Origin of the sequence: Janthinobacterium sp. P210006 (assembly GCF_036231885.1) — a bacterium.
GTDB lineage: Bacteria > Pseudomonadota > Gammaproteobacteria > Burkholderiales > Burkholderiaceae_D > Janthinobacterium > Janthinobacterium violaceinigrum.
On record NZ_JAZARD010000007.1, the window covers coordinates 62,924 to 81,426 of the forward strand.

General features: G+C 62.1%; 24 protein-coding genes. 22 read left to right on the forward strand and 2 right to left on the reverse strand.

The annotated features are described in order from the left end of the window. Positions 1 to 72 precede the first annotated feature (72 nt). The 22 genes from mlaD (at position 73) to tatC (ending at position 15,922) form a co-directional block, all read left to right on the forward strand. Positions 73 to 543 (forward strand): outer membrane lipid asymmetry maintenance protein MlaD, encoded by a 471-nt coding sequence (gene mlaD, locus VPH41_RS26925; RefSeq protein WP_328572097.1) that lies wholly within the window; start codon positions 73 to 75, stop codon positions 541 to 543. Next, a complete protein-coding gene (locus VPH41_RS26930; protein ID WP_328572098.1) occupies positions 540 to 1,424 on the forward strand; it encodes an MlaA family lipoprotein in 885 nt (294 codons plus the stop codon). The genes mlaD and VPH41_RS26930 overlap by 4 nt, the downstream gene beginning before the upstream one ends. A gap of 72 nt (positions 1,425 to 1,496) precedes the next feature. Continuing rightward, complete coding sequence (locus VPH41_RS26935; protein WP_152282233.1) at positions 1,497 to 2,132, forward strand: MlaC/ttg2D family ABC transporter substrate-binding protein; 636 nt, start codon at positions 1,497 to 1,499, stop codon at positions 2,130 to 2,132. A gap of 52 nt (positions 2,133 to 2,184) precedes the next feature. Next, the gene (locus tag VPH41_RS26940) at positions 2,185 to 2,532 is read left to right on the forward strand and encodes an STAS domain-containing protein (protein WP_328572099.1); all 348 of its coding nucleotides are present in this window, start codon (positions 2,185 to 2,187) and stop codon (positions 2,530 to 2,532) included. 210 nt (positions 2,533 to 2,742) lie between these two features. Next, positions 2,743 to 3,660 carry an ABC transporter ATP-binding protein gene (locus VPH41_RS26945; RefSeq protein ID WP_152282234.1) on the forward strand — a complete coding sequence of 306 codons (918 nt, stop codon included), beginning with the start codon at positions 2,743 to 2,745 and terminating at the stop codon, positions 3,658 to 3,660. Continuing rightward, positions 3,657 to 4,418: an ABC transporter permease gene (locus VPH41_RS26950; RefSeq protein WP_152255884.1), complete on the forward strand. Its 762-nt coding sequence runs from the start codon at positions 3,657 to 3,659 to the stop codon at positions 4,416 to 4,418. The genes VPH41_RS26945 and VPH41_RS26950 overlap by 4 nt, the downstream gene beginning before the upstream one ends. A gap of 58 nt (positions 4,419 to 4,476) precedes the next feature. After that, complete coding sequence (locus VPH41_RS26955; RefSeq protein WP_034753824.1) at positions 4,477 to 4,713, forward strand: BolA family protein; 237 nt, start codon at positions 4,477 to 4,479, stop codon at positions 4,711 to 4,713. Positions 4,714 to 4,717: 4 nt separating this feature from the next. Then, positions 4,718 to 5,968, forward strand: coding sequence for a UDP-N-acetylglucosamine 1-carboxyvinyltransferase (gene murA / locus VPH41_RS26960; RefSeq protein WP_152282235.1), 1,251 nt, complete (start codon positions 4,718 to 4,720; stop codon positions 5,966 to 5,968). Positions 5,969 to 5,989: 21 nt separating this feature from the next. Then, positions 5,990 to 6,670, forward strand: a complete 681-nt coding sequence (hisG, locus tag VPH41_RS26965) for an ATP phosphoribosyltransferase (protein WP_328572100.1) — start codon at positions 5,990 to 5,992, stop codon at positions 6,668 to 6,670. Positions 6,671 to 6,695: 25 nt separating this feature from the next. Then, a complete protein-coding gene (gene hisD / locus VPH41_RS26970; protein WP_328572101.1) occupies positions 6,696 to 8,021 on the forward strand; it encodes a histidinol dehydrogenase in 1,326 nt (441 codons plus the stop codon). Then, a complete protein-coding gene (locus VPH41_RS26975) occupies positions 8,018 to 8,983 on the forward strand; it encodes a DNA-methyltransferase (protein WP_442906327.1) in 966 nt (321 codons plus the stop codon). Before hisD ends, VPH41_RS26975 begins: the two co-directional genes overlap by 4 nt. Positions 8,984 to 9,016: 33 nt before the next feature. Further along, complete coding sequence (gene hisC, locus VPH41_RS26980) at positions 9,017 to 10,111, forward strand: histidinol-phosphate transaminase (protein ID WP_328572102.1); 1,095 nt, start codon at positions 9,017 to 9,019, stop codon at positions 10,109 to 10,111. A 19-nt stretch (positions 10,112 to 10,130) separates the two neighbouring features. Continuing rightward, the gene (gene hisB, locus VPH41_RS26985) at positions 10,131 to 10,721 is read left to right on the forward strand and encodes an imidazoleglycerol-phosphate dehydratase HisB (RefSeq protein WP_010402123.1); all 591 of its coding nucleotides are present in this window, start codon (positions 10,131 to 10,133) and stop codon (positions 10,719 to 10,721) included. Between the two features lie 35 nt (positions 10,722 to 10,756). Next, entirely contained in the window at positions 10,757 to 11,395 is a 639-nt protein-coding gene (gene hisH, locus VPH41_RS26990) for an imidazole glycerol phosphate synthase subunit HisH (protein ID WP_152282239.1), read from the forward strand. A 55-nt stretch (positions 11,396 to 11,450) separates the two neighbouring features. After that, positions 11,451 to 12,224 (forward strand): 1-(5-phosphoribosyl)-5-[(5-phosphoribosylamino)methylideneamino]imidazole-4-carboxamide isomerase, encoded by a 774-nt coding sequence (gene hisA / locus VPH41_RS26995; RefSeq protein WP_070219639.1) that lies wholly within the window; start codon positions 11,451 to 11,453, stop codon positions 12,222 to 12,224. 60 nt (positions 12,225 to 12,284) lie between these two features. After that, on the forward strand, positions 12,285 to 13,046 hold the full coding sequence (gene hisF / locus VPH41_RS27000; protein WP_152255889.1) for an imidazole glycerol phosphate synthase subunit HisF: 762 nt from the start codon (positions 12,285 to 12,287) through the stop codon (positions 13,044 to 13,046). 34 nt (positions 13,047 to 13,080) lie between these two features. Then, a complete protein-coding gene (gene hisI / locus VPH41_RS27005; RefSeq protein ID WP_290605689.1) occupies positions 13,081 to 13,515 on the forward strand; it encodes a phosphoribosyl-AMP cyclohydrolase in 435 nt (144 codons plus the stop codon). Next, on the forward strand, positions 13,512 to 13,883 hold the full coding sequence (locus tag VPH41_RS27010) for a phosphoribosyl-ATP diphosphatase (RefSeq protein WP_076569447.1): 372 nt from the start codon (positions 13,512 to 13,514) through the stop codon (positions 13,881 to 13,883). Before hisI ends, VPH41_RS27010 begins: the two co-directional genes overlap by 4 nt. 16 nt (positions 13,884 to 13,899) lie before the next feature. Beyond that, on the forward strand, positions 13,900 to 14,271 hold the full coding sequence (locus tag VPH41_RS27015; protein ID WP_152255891.1) for a histidine triad nucleotide-binding protein: 372 nt from the start codon (positions 13,900 to 13,902) through the stop codon (positions 14,269 to 14,271). Positions 14,272 to 14,351: 80 nt separating this feature from the next. Next, complete coding sequence (gene tatA, locus VPH41_RS27020; RefSeq protein WP_328572103.1) at positions 14,352 to 14,588, forward strand: Sec-independent protein translocase subunit TatA; 237 nt, start codon at positions 14,352 to 14,354, stop codon at positions 14,586 to 14,588. Positions 14,589 to 14,636: 48 nt separating this feature from the next. Further along, on the forward strand, positions 14,637 to 15,170 hold the full coding sequence (tatB, locus tag VPH41_RS27025; protein WP_152282241.1) for a Sec-independent protein translocase protein TatB: 534 nt from the start codon (positions 14,637 to 14,639) through the stop codon (positions 15,168 to 15,170). After that, on the forward strand, positions 15,167 to 15,922 hold the full coding sequence (gene tatC, locus VPH41_RS27030; protein WP_152255894.1) for a twin-arginine translocase subunit TatC: 756 nt from the start codon (positions 15,167 to 15,169) through the stop codon (positions 15,920 to 15,922). The genes tatB and tatC overlap by 4 nt, the downstream gene beginning before the upstream one ends. A 76-nt stretch (positions 15,923 to 15,998) precedes the next feature. Here the strand turns inward: tatC and VPH41_RS27035 are convergent, their stop codons facing one another. Both VPH41_RS27035 and VPH41_RS27040 read right to left on the reverse strand, forming a co-directional pair. Further along, positions 15,999 to 16,466, reverse strand: coding sequence for a hypothetical protein (locus tag VPH41_RS27035; protein WP_152282243.1), 468 nt, complete (start codon positions 16,464 to 16,466; stop codon positions 15,999 to 16,001). A 171-nt stretch (positions 16,467 to 16,637) separates the two neighbouring features. After that, positions 16,638 to 18,488, reverse strand: a complete 1,851-nt coding sequence (locus VPH41_RS27040) for a DUF885 domain-containing protein (RefSeq protein WP_328572181.1) — start codon at positions 18,486 to 18,488, stop codon at positions 16,638 to 16,640. Positions 18,489 to 18,503: the final 15 nt, after the last annotated feature.

Sequence of the window (18,503 nt, forward strand, 5' to 3'; positions counted from 1 at the left end):
TCAACGACAAACAGCGGGCCTGGGCAGGATGTTGCGCAGGCGGCAACAAGTAAAAATTATTTAGGATTGTTTATGCAACGTAAATCTTTGGATGTCTGGGTCGGCTTGTTCGTCTTGCTGGGTGTGGCGGCATTGATGTTTCTGGCGCTCAAGGCCGGCAATATGAGCTCGCTGTCTTTCAGCAAGACGTATACCATTACGGCCAAGTTCGACAATATTGGCGGCCTCAAGCCGCAGGCACCCGTCAAGGGCGCCGGCGTGGTGGTGGGGCGCGTGGCGGAAATCCGCTTTGATGACAAGACGTATCAGGCGCTGGTGAAAATCGACATCGAAGATGGCTACAAATTTCCGAAAGACAGCTCGGCCAAGATTTTGACGGCCGGTTTGCTGGGTGAGCAATATATCGGCCTGGAAGCAGGCGGCGATCTGGCGAACCTGGCAGAGGGCGACAAGATTGCCCGTACTCAATCGGCCACAGTGCTGGAAGACCTGATCAATCAGTTCATCTACAGCAAGGCAGCGGAAGGAAAGGACAGCAAATGAGCGAGTCGACCATGAAATCCCGAGGCAGCCTGGCGCGTATCGGCCTGGCCCTGGCCATCGCCGCCAGCGTGAGCGCTTGCGCCACCGGCACCAATCCGCGCGACCCGCTGGAAGGGTATAACCGCGCCATGTTCAAGTTCAACGACACCGTCGACCAGGTGGCCCTGAAACCGGCCGCCACAGCCTACAAGACGGTCACGCCGTCGTTCGTGCAAACGGGCGTGGGCAACTTCTTCGGCAACTTGTCCGATGTGTGGAGCGCCGTGAACAACTTGCTGCAAGGCAAGGGTGAAGCGGGCTTGCAGGATGTCGTGCGCGTCAGCATGAACTCGACCTTCGGCATCCTCGGCCTGATCGACATCGCGTCGCAGGCGGGCATTCCCAAGCATAACGAAGACTTTGGCCAGACCCTGGGCTGGTATGGCGTGCAGCCTGGTCCCTACCTGATGCTGCCGCTGCTGGGCCCATCGACCGTGCGCGACACGGTGGCCCTGCCGCTCGACATCACGGGCGACCCATGGCGCTACAAGGACCCTGTCTCGGTGCGCAATATCGGCACGGTGACGCGCGTGGTCGACAAGCGCGCCGCGCTGCTCGACGCCACCAATCTGATGGAAGCGGCCGCGCTGGACCGCTATGAATTCATCCGCGACGGCTTCCTGCAAGCGCGCGAAAGCAAGGTCTTCGATGGCGATACGAGCCGCCGCGACCGGAAAGTGCCAAAAAACGACACCAGCGATTACGAGCCGGAGTACGATGCGAAACCACAAGCGGCCCCTGCGGAAGAGCCGCCAGCCACGGCTGCGGCCGTTGTTGCGCCCGTGGACCTCGTAACATCTGGTAGCAATACCGTTGCATCCGAGGCCAGGCCTCAGGAGTAAACTGCGGTAAAGAAACACCACGGCTGCGACCGACGCCAGCCGGTGCTTAGCAACACCATGAAAGGTAGAACCATGAAATTGATGAAACAACTGCTGGCGATGGCCACCATCGCCTTTGCCACCGCCGCCCAGGCCGCCCCCGCTGTGGAAGCGCCGGACGTGCTGGTCAAACGCATCAGCCAGGACGTGATCGATACGGCCAAGAACGACAAGGCTATCCAGGCTGGCGATATCAAGCGCGTCACCGAATTGGTGGAAAGCAAGATCTTGCCGTACGTGGATTTCCAGCGCATGACGGCCCTGGCCGCCGGCCGCTTCTGGCGCGACGCCACGCCGGACCAGCAAAAGCAGCTGTCCAGCGAATTCCGCACCCTGCTGATCTACACGTACTCGGGCGCCTTGTCGCAGATCAAGAACGAAACCGTGGAATTCAAGCCGTTGCGTGCCGACCCGGCCGACACGGAAGTGGAAGTGCGCTCGCAGGTCAACGTGGCGCGCGGCGAACCCGTGCCCCTGAACTACCGCGTGGCGAAAACCCCGACCGGCTGGAAGATCTATGACATCAACGTGCTGGGCGCGTGGCTGGTGGAAACGTACAAAAGCAGCTTTGCCAGCGAGATCAGCAAGGGCGGCATCGATGGCCTGATCAAGACCTTGCAAGCGAAAAACAAGGCCCTGGCCAGCCGTCCCGCTGCCAAAGCCAAATAATCGGCTATCATATAGCTCCTGACCCAGCTCCAGACCAGCGCAGCCCGACGCCATGCCCGACTCTCTCGACACCTTGCAGTCCCTGACTTCCCTGACCGTGCACAATGCCACCTCGGCATTGGAGCAGGGTCTGGACGCCATCCGCTCGGGTCAGACCAAGTTCGACCTGCGCAACGTCAAGGCTGTCGATTCGGCCGCCGTTTCCGTCATGCTGACGTGGCAACGCGCCGCGCAGGAAGCGGGCGGCGTGCTGGAGCTGAAAAACCTGCCGACGAACCTGAAAAACCTCACCAAGCTGTATGGCGTCTGCTCGCTCGTCTCGAGCACGTTGACGGCCGAGGACTGCGGCAGCGCCGGCGGCCACGCCGAACGCAGCCCGTCCGACCTGCATCATCATTGATCCTGTCCCACTCCCCGCATCAGCAGTAGCTTTCAAGCCGGCAGGCCAGCAGCGCCGCCGGATTGATCTCCAAGTGTTCCACGAAGTTTCCAACTATAATTGACTGTTGCGCCACCCTCTGCGGAAGGGGCGCCCTGCACCGGCCAGCCGGCCTGCATTGCACCGGCAACTGGCGCATCACACCAGACGCATTACACTTGAAACAAGCACATGACCGCAATTCAAATAACGAATGTAGAAAAGAGCTATAAATCGCTCAAGGCGCTGGGCGGCGTGTCGCTGGCCATCGAGGAAGGCGAGTTTTTCGGCCTGCTCGGCCCCAACGGCGCCGGCAAGACCACGCTCATTTCCATCATCGCCGGCCTGATACGCCCCGACGCGGGCACCGTCAAGATCCACGGCCACGACGTGGTCAGCGACTTCCGCAATGCGCGCCGCAACCTGGGCGTGGTGCCGCAGGAGCTGGTGTTCGACCCGTTCTTCACCGTGCGCGAAACCCTGCGCCTGCAGTCCGGCTATTTCGGCCTGCCGAACAACGACAAGTGGATCGACGAGGTCATGGAAAACCTGGACCTCACGGGCAAGGCCGACACCAATATGCGCGCCCTGTCCGGCGGCATGAAGCGCCGCGTGCTCGTCGCCCAGGCGCTGGTGCACAAGCCGCCCGTCATCGTGCTCGATGAGCCGACTGCCGGCGTCGACGTGGAACTGCGCCAGACCTTGTGGAAGTTCATCTCGCGCCTGAACCGCGAAGGGGGCCACACGGTCGTGCTGACCACCCACTACCTGGAAGAGGCGCAAGCCATGTGCCAGCGCGTGGCCATGCTCAAGACGGGCAAGGTGGTGGCGCTCGACACCATGTCGGCCCTGATCCGCCGCATCGCCGGCTCGCAGCTGCAGGTGCACCTCAAATACGGCAGCTTGCCGGCCGACCTGCAGCACCTGGTGCTGCACCCGGAAGAACAGCAGGCGCCGAACAAGTTCAGCCTGCGCGTCAACGAATACAGCGAAGTCGAGAAAATCCTCGCCCGCCTGCGCGAAGCGGGCCTCGAGATCGATGAAATGCAATTGCAACAAGCCGACCTGGAAGATATCTTCTTGCAGATCATGGATAAAGGTACCGTATGATTTCGACAGGCTTTCGCACCCTCGTCTACAAAGAGACGCTGCGCTTCTGGAAAGTGGCGACGCAAACCGTGGCCGCGCCCGTGCTCACGTCGATGCTGTACCTGCTGGTGTTCGGCCACGTGCTCGACGGCCGCGTGGAGCCCAGCCCCGGCGTCAGCTACACGGCCTTTCTGATTCCCGGCCTGGTGATGATGAGCGTGCTGCAAAACGCGTTTGCCAACTCCTCGTCCTCGCTGATCCAGTCCAAGATCACGGGCAACCTGGTGTTCGTGCTGCTCACGCCCCTGTCGCACTGGGAAATCTTCTCGGCGTATGTACTCGCTTCCGTCGCGCGCGGCCTGGCCGTGGGCTTTGGCGTGTTTGCCATCACCTGCTGGTTCGCCAAGCTGTCGTTTGTCGCGCCCCTGTGGATCGTCGTCTTCGCCTTCCTGGGCGCCGCCATGCTGGGCACCATGGGCCTGATCGCCGGCATCTGGGCCGAGAAATTCGACCAGCTGGCCGCCTTCCAGAATTTCCTGATCATGCCGGCCACCTTCCTGTCGGGCGTGTTCTATTCGATCCACTCGCTGCCGCCGTTCTGGCAGTCGGTATCGCACCTGAACCCCTTCTTCTACATGATCGACGGCTTCCGCTACGGCTTCTTCGGCGTGTCCGACGTCAGCCCGTGGCTCAGTCTTTCCATCGTCGCCGGCTTCCTCGTGATCCTGGCGCTGGCGTCGATCCGCCTGCTGAAAAGCGGCTATCGTTTGCGACACTAATTGCGCCGTTGACTGCGGCACATCACATCACTACATTATTCAATATCAAGGACTTATCGTGACCACCACTCCAGAACTGATCCACGGCTATCTGTCGGCCGGCCTCGAATGCACGCACCTCGAAGTGGAGGGCGACGGCCAGCACTTCCAGGCCGTGATCGTCTCGCCCGCCTTTGCCGGCAAGCGCCTGATCCAGCGTCACCAGATCGTCTACGCGGCGCTGGGCGACCGCATGCGCGAAGAAATCCACGCGCTGTCGATGAAAACCCTGACACCTGAAGAATTCCAAGGATAAGCACATGGACAAGCTCCTCATCAACGGCGGCAACCGCCTGAACGGCGACATCGCCATCTCCGGCGCGAAGAACGCCGCCCTGCCCATCCTGTGCGCTGGCCTGCTGACCGCGGGCGACCTGGACCTGAGCAACGTGCCGCACCTGCACGACGTGGCCACCATGCTGAAACTGCTGGGCCAGACGGGCCTGAAAGTGCAGCAGGACGGCGACCGCGTGGTCCTCAACGGCAGCGCCATCGACACCCTGGAAGCACCGTATGAACTGGTGAAAACCATGCGCGCCTCGATCCTCGTGCTGGGCCCCATGCTGGCGCGCTTCGGCGAAGCCAAGGTGTCGCTGCCGGGCGGCTGCGCCATCGGTTCGCGCCCCGTCGACCAGCATATCAAGGGCCTCGAAGCGCTGGGCGCCGAGATCCGCATCGAAGCGGGCTACATCTACGCCAAGTGCGCCAAGCTGAAAGGCGCGCGCATCGTCACCGACATGATCACCGTCACCGGCACCGAGAACCTGCTGATGGCAGCGACCCTGGCCGAAGGCGAGACCATCCTGGAAAACGCGGCCTGCGAGCCGGAAGTGACCGACCTGGCGCACCTGCTGGTGGCCATGGGCGCGAAGATCGACGGCATCGGCACCAGCCGCCTGGTCATCCAGGGCGTCGACGCGCTGCACGGCGCCTCGCACGCGGTGATCGCCGACCGCATCGAAACGGGCACCTTCCTGTGCGCCGTGGCAGCCACCGGCGGCGATATCACCCTGCGCAATGTGCGCACGGACATCCTCGACGCGGCCCTCGACAAGCTGCGCGCCATGGGCCTGACGATGACCTTCGGCGCCGACTGGATCCGCGCCGAGATGTCGGCCCGTCCGAACCCCGTCAGCTTCCGCACCACGGAATACCCGGGCTTCCCGACCGACATGCAGGCGCAGTTCATGGCCGTAAACACCATCGCCAATGGCGCCAGCCGCGTCACCGAGACGATTTTCGAGAACCGCTTCATGCACGTGCAGGAAATGAACCGCCTGGGCGCCGACATCACCATCGAAGGCAACACGGCCATCATCGCCGGCGTCAAGCAGCTGCGCGGCGCGCCCGTGATGGCGACCGACCTGCGCGCTTCGGCGTCGCTGGTGATCGCGGCCCTGGCCGCCGATGGCGAAACCCTGATCGACCGCATCTATCACCTCGACCGCGGCTACGACCGCATGGAAGTGAAGTTGTCGGCCGTCGGCGCGAACATCGTGCGCATCAAGTAAAAACAAGAAAAAGGAACGAGCATGAACGGATCGAACAACGGTGACAGCTCCCAGCTGATTCTGGCGCTGTCGAAGGGCCGCATTTTCGAAGACACCATGCCGCTGCTGGAAGCGGCTGGCATCAAGGTGCTGGAAAACCCGGAGACCTCGCGCAAGCTGATTTTGGCCACCAACGATCCGAACGTGCGCGTCATCATCGTGCGCGCCAGCGACGTGCCGACCTACGTGCAGTACGGCGCGGCCGATTTCGGCGTGGCGGGCAAGGACGTCCTGCTGGAACACGGCGGCGAAGGCCTGTACCAGCCGATCGACCTGAATATCGCTTCCTGCCGCATGTCGGTGGCGGTGCAGGCCGGCTTCGACTATGAAAAGGCCGTGCACCAGGGCGCCCGTTTGCGCGTGGCCACCAAGTTCGTGCACACGGCGCGCGAGCATTTCGCCGCCAAGGGCGTGCACGTCGACCTGATCAAGCTGTATGGCTCGATGGAGCTGGCGCCCCTGGTCGGCCTGTCCGACGCCATCGTCGACCTGGTCAGCACGGGCAGTACCCTGCGCGCGAACAACCTCGTCGAGGTCGAACACATCATGGAAATCTCGTCGCGCCTGGTGGTCAACCAGGCTGCGCTCAAGCTCAAGCGCGAGCGCTTGCAGCCGATTATCGAGGCGTTCGAAAGCGCCTCGCAAACTGCTTCGCAAGCCTAGACATTCAAGTAGCAGAAAGCCGATTATGCCGATACAGATACGCAAGCTCGATTCAAGCCAGGATGGTTTCCAACAATCGCTCGATACGCTGCTGGCGTTCGAGGCGGGCACCGATGCAGCGATTGAAGCGTCGGTCGCCAACATCCTGGCCGATGTGAAAACGCGCGGCGACGCCGCGGTACTGGAATACACGAACCGTTTCGACCGCATCCCGCATGGCGGCGCGGCGGAAATGGCGGCCTTCGATATTTCGCAAGCCGAATTGCAGGCGGCCTTGAACGGCCTGCCGTCGGCCCAGCGCGAAGCGCTGCAGATCGCCGCCCAGCGCATCCGCGCCTTCCACGAACGCCAGCGCGAAGAATTGCGCGGCTTTACCTACACCGAGCCCGACGGCACGGTGCTGGGCCAGAAGATCACGCCGCTCGATCGGGTCGGCATCTACGTCCCGGGCGGCAAGGCAGCCTATCCTTCTTCCGTGCTGATGAACGCCATTCCCGCGCATGTGGCGGGCGTGGGCGAAATCATCATGGTGGTGCCGACGCCCGATGGCGTGAAAAACCAGATGGTGCTGGCCGCTGCCGCCATCGCCGGCGTGACGCGCGTGATCACCATCGGCGGCGCGCAAGCCGTCGGCGCGCTGGCCTACGGCACGCAGACGATTGCCGCCGTCGACAAGATCGTCGGTCCCGGCAACGCCTATGTGGCCGCCGCCAAGCGCCGCGTGTTCGGCATCGTCGGCATCGACATGATCGCCGGACCGTCGGAAATCCTCGTGCTGTGCGACGGCACGACGGACCCGGACTGGGTGGCCATGGACCTGTTTTCGCAGGCCGAGCACGACGAACTGGCGCAAGCGATTCTGCTGTGCCCGGACGCGGACTACATCGCGCAAGTCGAGGAGAGCATCGCCAAGCTGCTGCCGACGATGCCGCGCCAGGCCACCATCAGCACGTCGCTGCAGGACAGGGGCGCGCTGATCAAGGTGCGCAGCATGGCGGAGGCGTGCGAGATCGCCAATGCCATCGCGGCCGAGCACCTGGAAATCTCGGCGGAAAACCCGCAGCAGTGGGCCGAACAGATCCGCCACGCGGGCGCCATGTTCCTGGGGCGCTTCTCGTCCGAATCGCTGGGCGACTATTGCTGCGGCCCCAATCACGTGCTGCCGACGTCGCGCACGGCGCGCTTCTCGTCGCCGCTGGGCGTGTACGACTTCCAGAAGCGCTCGTCCATCATTCACGTCAGCGAAGCGGGCGCGCAAACCCTGGGCCGCGTCGCCGCCACCCTGGCGTATGGCGAAGGCTTGCAAGCCCACGCGCGCAGCGCCGAACTGCGCTTGAAGCCGCAGCCATGACGAATATGGCGGAGCAGCCGGACTGGGTCAACCGGGTCTATTGCGAAGACGCGCTGGCGGGGCTGGCGCGCATTCCCGATGGCTCGGTGGACCTGATCCTGACGGATCCGCCGTACAACCTGGGCAAGGATTACGGCAACGCCTCGGACCAGCAGTCGGTGGCCGACTACCTGCGCTGGACGGAGCAGTGGATCGATGCGGCGCTGCCCAAGCTGAAAGCCAACGGCAGCCTGTATATCTTCCTGACCTGGCGCTATTCGCCCGAGATCTTCGTCATGCTGAAACAGCGCATGGCGATGATGAATGAAATCATCTGGGACCGCCGCGTGCCGTCCATGGGCGGCAGCGTGCGCAGCTTTTCATCGGTGCACGATACCATCGGCTTCTTCGTCAAGCGCAAGGATTACTACTTCGACCTTGACGCGGTGCGCATCGCCTACGACGCGGCCACCAAGAAAGCCCGTTCGCGCTCGATCTTCATCGGCGCCAAATGGCTGGAAGTGGGCTACAACCCGAAAGACTTGTGGAGCGTTTCGCGCCTGCACAAGGAACACCCGGAACGGGCCGACCACCCGACGCAAAAGCCGCTGGAAATCATCGAGCGCATGGTCAAGGCCTCGTGTCCGCCCGGCGGCGTGGTGCTCGACCTGTTCATGGGCAGCGGCACCACGGCGCTGGCGGCGAAGCGCTGCGGACGCGATTTCGTCGGCTTTGAACTGAATCCCGATTACTGCGCCATCATCGAACAGCGATTGACGGCGCTCGCGCAGGAGCTGGCCGAACCGGCCGTGCCGACGCCCGAGAAAAAGGCGCCGGCCAAGCGCCGCGCGGCAGCCGCCGCGCCCAAGGCCGCCAAGGCGGCCAGCAAAAAACCGGCCGCCGCGAAGACGCCGCCAGCCGTGAAAAAAGCGCCGGCCCGCAAGGCGCGCAGCGCCGCCGTGCCGGAAGACGTCGTCATTTAGTCTCCATCTAATTCCATCAGGAGTGTTTGCAGCATGTCTTTCCTCGATCAGTTAATCAGCAACACCGTACGGCCCGATGTGCAAGCCGTCAAAAGCTACCAGGTAGCCGATGCCAGCGGTTACATCAAACTCGATGCGATGGAAAACCCGTATCCGCTGCCGCAGCAACTGCGCGAGGAGCTGGGCGCACGCCTGGCCGGCGTGGCGCTGAACCGCTATCCGCCGTCCTACGCCAGCCTGCAACAAGCCATCTGCGCCAAGCTGGGCGTGCCCGCCGGCTACGATGTCATGCTGGGCAACGGCTCCGACGAACTGATTTCCATCCTGGCCATGGCCTGCGCCACTCAGGAAGCGGGCAAGCGCGCCGTGCTGCTGGCGCCCGTGCCCGCCTTCGTCATGTATGCGCGCTCGGCGCAGTTTGCCGGCATGGATTTCGTCGGCGTGCCCCTGCAGGCCGATTTCAGCCTGGACATGCCGGCCATGCTGGCGGCCATCGAACAGCACCGCCCGGCGCTGGTGTTCCTCGCGTATCCGAACAACCCGACGGGCAACCTGTTTACCAGCGCCGACATCGAGCGCATCCTCGCGGCCCTGGGCGACACGGGCATCGCCGTCGTCGACGAAGCGTATGAACCGTTCGCGCAGCACAGCTTCATGGGCCGCCTGCCCGAATTCGAGAACCTGGTGGTGATGCGCACCGTGTCGAAACTGGGCCTGGCCGGCATTCGCCTCGGCTATATGTCGGCCGCGCCGGCCCTGCTGGCGCAATTTGAAAAAGTGCGCCCCCCTTACAACGTCAATGTGCTGACGCAGGCGGCAGCCGAATTCGCGCTCGAGCACCTCGACGTGCTCAATGCCCAGGCAGACTTGCTCAACAGCGCGCGCGATGCGCTGGCGCTGCGCCTGGCAGAGCTGCCGGGCGTGACCGTGTTTCCGTCGAAGGCAAATTTTCTTCTGATTCGTGTGGCTGATTCCGACGATGTTTGCGCAAAACTGCTTGCCCACAGGGTTTTAATTAAAAATATGAGTAAAATGCATGCTGCGCTGGTCAATTGCCTGCGCATCAGCGTCAGCACCCCGGAAGACAATTCCCTTTTTTACGATGCCTTCAAGGCATCCCTCGTTTAGCCTACCGCCAGAGCCTCCCATGAACCGCACCGCAGAAATCACGCGCAACACCAATGAGACGCAAGTTCGCGTCGCCCTCAACCTGGACGGCACCGGCCAGCAAAAGCTCAACACGGGCGTGCCCTTCCTCGACCATATGCTGGACCAGATCGCCCGCCACGGCTTGATCGACCTCGATATCGAAGCGACGGGCGACGTGCATATCGACAACCACCATACGGTGGAAGACGTGGGCATCACCCTGGGCATGGCCGTGGCCAAGGCCATCGGCGACAAGAAGGGCATCCGCCGCTACGGCCACGCGTATGTGCCGCTGGACGAGGCGCTGTCGCGCGTGGTGCTCGATTTCTCGGGCCGCCCGGGCATCGAATACCACATCCCGTTTACGCGCGCCATGATCGCCGGCTTCGACGTCGACCTGACCCTGGAATTTTTCCGCGGCTTCGTCAACCATGCGGGCGTGACATTGCATATCGATAACTTGCGCGGCACGAATGCCCACCATCAGTGCGAAACCGTGTTCAAGGCCTTTGGCCGCGCGCTGCGCATGGCTGCCGAGCTCGACGAGCGCGCGGCCGGCATCATTCCATCGACCAAGGGCAGCCTGTAAGCGCCCGCGATACATTGCAGATTCCGAGATCAAACATGAATAAAATTGTGGTGGTGGATTACGGCATGGGCAACCTGCGCTCGGTAGCGCAGGCCCTGCGTGCCGTGGCGCCCGAAGCCGACGTGCGCATTTCCGGCGTGCCGGCCGACATCGACAGCGCCGACCGCATCGTCTTGCCGGGCCAGGGCGCCATGCCCGACTGCATGCGCAGCCTGCGCGAATCGGGCGTGCTCGAAGCGCTGCTGCGCGCCGCCGACAGCAAGCCCGTGCTGGGCGTGTGCATCGGCGAGCAAATGCTGTTCGAAGGCAGCGAGGAGGGCGATGCGGCCGGTCTGGGCTTGCTGCCAGGCAAAGTCGTGCGCTTCCAGCTCGACGGCCAGGTGCAGGAAGACGGCTCGCGCTTCAAGGTGCCGCAGATGGGCTGGAACCAAGTGCGGCAAACGGCGTCCCATGTCATGTGGGATGGCATCGCCGACAACGCCTATTTTTACTTTGTGCACAGCTATTTTGCTCAACCTCAAGAGGCGGCGCACACGGTGGGCGAGACTATCTATGGCGCGCCGTTCGCGTGCGCCGTCGCCCGTGATAATATTTTCGCGACACAGTTTCACCCTGAAAAAAGTGCTGCCGCTGGCTTGCAGCTGTACAAGAACTTCGTTCACTGGCAACCTTAACGTTAGCTCTCCGGCTTTTTTTCCGCCTCTCACTCACTTTTAAACCACACTGACCATGCTGCTTATTCCCGCCATCGACCTGAAAGACGGTCACTGCGTACGCCTGAAACAAGGCGATATGGAACTTGCCACCGTATTTTCCGAAGACCCGGCCGAAATGGCCCGCCATTGGCTGATGCAAGGCGCGCGCCGGCTGCACCTGGTCGACCTGAACGGCGCCTTTGCCGGCAAGCCGAAGAACGAAGGCGCCGTGAAAGCCATCCTGAAAGCCGTGCAGGATTTCGCCGTGGAAAATGACATCGAGGAAATCCCCGTGCAGCTGGGCGGCGGCATCCGCGACCTCGATACCATCGAGCGCTACCTCGACGCAGGCATCACCTACATCATCATCGGCACGGCGGCCGTGAAAAGCCCCGGCTTCCTGCACGACGCCTGCGGCGCCTTCCCGGGCCACATCATCGTCGGCCTCGATGCCAAGGATGGCAAAGTAGCAACGGATGGCTGGAGCAAGATGTCGGGCCACGAAGTGATCGACCTGGCGAAGAAATTCGAGGCGTATGGCGTCGAATCGATCATCTACACGGACATCGGCCGCGACGGCATGATGGGCGGCATCAATATCGAGGCCACCGTCAAGCTGGCGCAAGCCGTCAAGATCCCCGTCATCGCCTCGGGCGGCCTGCACAATATCGGCGACGTGGAAGCGCTGTGCGCCGTCCAGGCCGAAGGCATCGAAGGCGTGATCTGCGGCCGTTCCATCTATGAAGGCACGATCGACCTGGCGCAGGCGCAGGAACGCGCCGACGAACTGACCGACGCCGCCGTTTAAGCCTGTCCGGCCCGGGCGTGCGCGTGCATGCCCGGGCCTGGCAACAATCTGGATACCATCATGCTTGCAAAACGTATCATCCCCTGCCTCGACGTGACCAATGGCCGCGTCGTCAAAGGCGTCAATTTCACGGAATTGCGCGACGCCGGCGACCCGGTGGAAATCGCCCGCCGTTATGACGAGCAGGGCGCCGATGAAATCACTTTCCTCGACATTACCGCCTCGAGCGACAACCGCGGCCTGATCTTCGACATCATCGAAGCGGTGGCGTCGCAAGTGTTCATTCCGCTGACCGTGGGCGGCGGCGTGCGCGTGGTGGAAGACGTGCGCCGGCTGCTCAACGCGGGCGCCGACAAGGTCAGCATCAATACCTCGGCCGTGACGAACCCGCAGCTGGTGTTCGAGGCATCGCAAAAGCACGGCTCGCAATGCATCGTCGTCGCCATCGACGCCAAGCAGGTGTCGCCCGGCAAGTGGGAAGTGTTTACCCACGGCGGGCGCAATGCCACGGGCCTGGACGCCTTCGAATGGGCGCGTAAAATGGAAAGCCTGGGCGCGGGAGAAATCTTGCTCACCAGTATGGACCGCGACGGCACCAAGGTGGGTTTCGACCTGGGCCTGACGCGCGGCGTGTCCGATGCCGTCAGCATTCCCGTGATCGCTTCGGGCGGTGTGGGCGGCTTGCAAGACCTGGTCGACGGCATCAAGGTGGGCCGCGCGGATGCCGTGCTGGCCGCCAGCATCTTCCACTATGGCCAGCACACGGTGCAGGAAGCCAAGCGTTTCATGGCGCAGCAGGGCATTCCCATGCGGCTGGCGTAACGATCAGCAGTCAATACAGGCAGGATAGAAGAACATGCAAAACGGAACTATCGTAGCAAGCAATGCCAAGTGGCTGAAAAAGGTCAAATGGGACGAGCACGGCCTGGTGCCCGTGATCGCGCAGGAAGCGGGCAGCAATGACGTGCTGATGTTCGCCTGGATGAACCGCGACGCGCTGGCGCGCACGGTGGAGCTGGGCGAAGCCGTATACTGGAGCCGTTCGCGCAAGAAACTGTGGCACAAGGGCGAAGAGTCGGGCCACACGCAAAAGGTGCTGGAAATCCGCCTCGATTGCGATGAAGACGTGGTCTTGCTGAAAATCGAGCAAGCGGGCGGCATCGCCTGCCATACGGGCCGCCATTCATGCTTCTTCCAGAAGTTCGAAGGCGACGAAAAAACGGGCGAATGGCAAGTCACCGACCCCGTGCTGAAAGACCCTGACACGATTTACGCGGAAACCAAGAAATGAGTGAAACTTTAAAGCGCCTGGCCGCCGTGATCGAATCGCGCAAGCTGGCCAATGGCGGCGACCCCGCCACCTCCTATGTCGCGCGCCTGTTTGCCAAGGGCGATGATGCCATTTTGAAAAAAATCGGCGAAGAAGCGACGGAAACGGTGATGGCCGCCAAGGATGCGCGCCGCGACAATGACCCGTCGAAGGTCCTGTACGAATGCGCGGACCTGTGGTTTCACTCGCTGGTGATGCTGGCGCAATTCGACCTGACGCCGCAGCAGGTGCTCGACGAGCTGGCGCGCCGCGAAGGCCTGTCCGGCCTGGAAGAAAAGGCGGCGCGCAAGGACGAGCTGCGCGACGCGGGCGAAGCCGACAAACACTGACCTGACCGGAGAACGCGTGGATAACTGTATTTTCTGCAAGATTGCTGCAAAACAAATTCCTTCTTCCATCGTGTATGAAGACGACGACTTGCTGGCCTTCAAGGACATCAACCCGGCCGCGCCCGTGCACCTGCTGTTGATTCCGAAGCAGCACGTGGCCAGCCTGTCCGACTGCGACGATAGCCATACGGAAATGCTGGGCAAGCTGTTGCGCCTGGCGCCGAAGCTCGCGGCCGAATTCGGCTGCGCCGTCAGCCACGACGCCGACGGCGTGCCCTCGGGCGGCTTCAAGACCATGATCAACAGCGGCCCGAACGGCGGGCAAGAGGTGTATCACCTGCACATGCACGTGTACGGCGGCCCCCGCCCCTGGCGCGGCCAGCACTGATTTCGCCGTGCGCCGGGTTCGCGTGTATACTACCGGCATTGGTTGACGCTATTCGGGCACCGTCCCGCAAGGAGAATGTGATGGGTTCATTGAGTATTTGGCACTGGCTGATCGTTCTGGTCATTGTGATGCTGGTCTTCGGCACCAAGAAACTGGGCAATATCGGCGGTGATATCGGCAAGGCCGTCAAAGGCTTCAAGGATGGCGTCAAGGGCGATGATGATGCCGCGGCAGCCAACACCCCTCCTGCTGCGCCATCGCAAGTGGCCGACAAAAGCACCATCGACGTCGAGACGAAAGAGAAAAACAAGTTCTGATAGCGTGGCGGGGCGCTTGCCTCGTCCGGTAACAGCCCTTGTCCGCTTATGATCGATCTCGGTCTCTCTAAAATCGCCATCATCGGCGTGGTTGCGTTGATAGTCATCGGCCCTGAAAAGTTGCCGAGAGTGGCGCGCATGGCCGGTACCCTGTATGGCCGCGCGCAACGCTATCTGAACCAGGTGAAATCCGAAGTCTCGCGCGAAATCGAGCTGGAAGAGCTGAAAAACCTGCAGAAGGAAGTGCAGGATGCGGCCCATTCCGTGAAGCAAAGCGTGGAAAAATCCATGCATGGCGTGGAAAACTCGATTTCCGGCAACCTGGCCGAGGTGGAAAACGCCTGGCGCGGCGATTCAAGCGCGTATGACGGGCATCACGACGCCCATGAAGCCATGCTGCGCGCCACCAATGACGACCTGGCCCGCAAGGCGCGCGAATTCCGCCGCAAAAAGCTGGTGCGCAATTCCGCCATCCCCGGCTGGTACAAGCAGCGCCATGGCGGCAAGCTGCACGTGCAGTCGGCGGCGGCCCGCGTGGCGCGCTTCCGTCCGCGTGCCAGTTCCTCGTCCTTTTACTCATGAGTAGCAAATCCCCGGTGGAAGAAACCTTTATCTCGCATCTGGTCGAGCTGCGCAACCGCCTGGTCAAGGCCTCGATCGGTTTTGCCATCGTCTGCGGCATCCTGTTTTACTGGCCCGGTGCTTCGCACATCTACGATTTCATCGCCGCGCCCATGCTCGCTTCGCTGCCCGTCGGCTCGAAGCTGATCGCCACGGGCGTGGTGTCGCCGTTCCTGATCCCCATGAAGGTGACCTTGCTGCTGGGCTTTATCGTCTCGCTGCCGTGGGTGCTGTACCAGATGTGGGCGTTTATCGCGCCCGGCCTGTACACGCATGAGAAGCGCCTGATCGCGCCGCTCGTCATCTCTTCGTCGCTGCTGTTCATGGCGGGCGTGGCCTTCTGCTATTTCTTTGTCTTTGGCCGCGTGTTTCACTTCATTAGCAATTTCGCCCCTTCCTCGATCGCCGTCACGCCCGATATCGAAAATTACCTCGATTTTGTCATGTCGATGTGTCTGGCCTTTGGCGCCACCTTCGAAGTGCCCGTGGTCGTGGTCATCCTGGTGCGCATGGGCCTTGTTTCCGTCGCCAAGCTCAAGGAAGTGCGCCCCTATGTGATCGTCGGCGCCTTCGTCATTGCCGCCATCGTCACGCCGCCGGACGTGGTCAGCCAGTTCTCGCTGGCCGTCCCCATGTGGCTGCTGTTCGAGCTGGGCTTGCTGGTGGCGCCCGTCTTTGTCAGGGCGACGCAGGCGCCGGAAGAGGCGTCCTAGCCGGCAAGCAAGCAAAAGCCGCTGTCCTTCTTCGGGAGCAGCGGCTTTTTTTATGGCGGGTCATGTTGGCGAGCGCTTACTGCAGCATCAGTTTGCTGAGGATGCCCAGGTTCAGCAGGATCAGGGTGCTCATCATCCAGTAGACGTGTTTCATGTCCGCCCCCTGGCGCAAGTCCAGGCGTTCGATCCTGGCGTCGAATTTTTGCTCCAGCAGATCAATCCGGGTGTCGAATTTCTGTTCCAGCGCATCGATCTTCGTGTCGAGCTTCAATTCCAGCGCATCGATCCGGGTGTCAAGTTTGAGCTCCAGCGCGTCTATTTTCATATCCAGGGCATGCGTCCTGGTATCGACCTTTTGCGTCACCAGATTGATTTCCCCCAGCAGATTGCGTTCCAGCGCCGCCAGTTCGCCGTGCACGACCACGGCCGAGCCCAGCACTTCGCCCAGGGCTGCCGCATGGGCTTCGGCCTGCGGCGTGGGTACGCCTGCCGAGGCGAGGCGTTTGGCGTAATCGAGGGTGTCGAACTGGATGGGCATATGCATGGACGCTCCTGATTCCAAGCCTAGCAGAAAAATCGGCAATTGCCAGTGAGGAGAGCGGTGGCGCTTGCCTTCATGCCAGCTTAGGACATGGCGGGCGGGGCGCTTTGCGGCGGCGCAAGCGCATGCAAAAAGGGCGCCGCGGCGCCCTTTGCAAGCTGAGGATGCGTGCCCTTAATTCATCAATTCCTTGATGACTTTCACGGGCGCGCTGCCGTAGCTGAGGAATTGCTCGTGGAAATCCTTCAGCACGAACTTGCTGCCCAGTGCCTGCTTGCGCTGTTCGCGCAAGTCCATGATTTCGCTGTAGCCGCTGAAATAGCTGGTCAGTTGCACCGAGCTCAGCTGCACGCGGCGCCATTTTTCCGTCGCTTCACGCTTGGTCTGGAAGGCCTGGCGCGTCAGCAGATCCAGCGCCTGTGCTTCCGTCATGCCCAGCACGTGGACGCTGTAATCGAGGATGGTGTTGGTGACGCTGCGCAAGTTCCACTTCGAGTACATCAGCCACATTTCCGGCGCGTTATTGCCATAGCCCGATTCGAGCATCATGCGCTCGCCATACACGGCCCAGCCCTCGATCATGGCGCCGTTGCCGAAGATGGACTTGACCAGCGACGGCGACTTGTTGGCGTACACGAGCTGCGTGTAATGGCCGGGGATGGCTTCGTGGATATTCAGGATCTGCAAGATCCAGTGGTTGTACTCGCGCAAGCTGCTTTCCGCCTGCTCCGGCGTTTCGCCATCGAGCGGCGTCACGTTGTAATACGTGCGGTCCTGCGGGCGATACGGGCCGGGCGCCTCGATGCTGGCGCCGGCAACGCCGCGCTGGTAGGCGGGCGTTTCGCGCACGACCAGCGGTTTTTTCGGGTCCATCGTCAGCAGATTGTGGCTGGTCACCCATTCCTGCAATTCCGGGATCTGGCGGCGGATTTCCGGCACGAAATCGGCGGGCGCCACGTGGTTGCTCGACAGCTTGTCGATCACCATGCCGATCTTTGCCGTGCGGTCCGCCGGCTTGGTCGTGGCGCCCATGGTTTTCACCCACAGTTCGTCGGACAGGCTATCCATGTGCTCGAGCAGCTTTTCGCGCGCGGCCAGGGCTTTCTGGTACATCTGCTCGGCGCTTACGCTGGCCTGGATATCGTAGGCAAATTTCTGTTCATACAGCTCCTTGCCGATGCGGAAGGAACGCGCGTTGCCGTTCTGCGCCAGCGCGGCGTCCTGTTCCGTCAGCCAGGCGGCATAGCCTTGCACGGCCGTGCGGGCCGCGGCGATGCGGGCCGTGTACAGCTGTTTTTCCACCGGCGTCAGGATGGACGCCTGTGCCGTCTTGTTCAGGTCGTCAAGCACGCTGAGTACGCCGGCGCTCTGGGCGATGGCCAGCTGCGTGTGTTCGCGCGTGGGTTGATGGATGCTGGCGCGCGCGGCCGCATAGTATTGCGGCACGGTGGCGATGCGCTTGAGCAAGGTACGCAGGCGCTGCGGCTGCGCCGCATATTCCGTGTTCAGGATGAAGTCGATGGAGCCGGCCACGTTGTACTGGGCGGGATTCCATTCGAATTCGCGGAAGGTGGTCAGATACCAGCGGTCCGATTGCAGTTTATTCGTCAGCAAGGCCAGGTCGGTGCGTTGCTTGTCGGACATCTTGCTCGCATTCAGCTTGCCGAACTTGCCCAGCCATTCGTCGATGAAGGCCAGCTGCTTCTGGCGGCTGGCCGCGTCGGGAATGCTCAGGTTGGCGGCGCCATCGTACTTGCCGACCGAAATCGCGCTTTCCGGGTCCAGGCGCCACAGGGCGGTGAGGAACTGGCCGCTCAGGTTATTCATCGCGCGGTCGCTGCTGTTCTCGCTGGCCACGGCTGCTGCCGTGGCGGCCGTGACGACGGCCGCTCTCTTGGCGCCGGTTTTTTTCTTGCTGCTGCTGGTGCTGGCCTTGCCATTTTTCTGCGGCTTCTTGGCGGCGCTGGCCGGGGTCAGGGTAAAGGCCAGCATCAATGCGGCGAGCGCAACTTTATTTTTTGTCAGCATAGTTTATCTCTT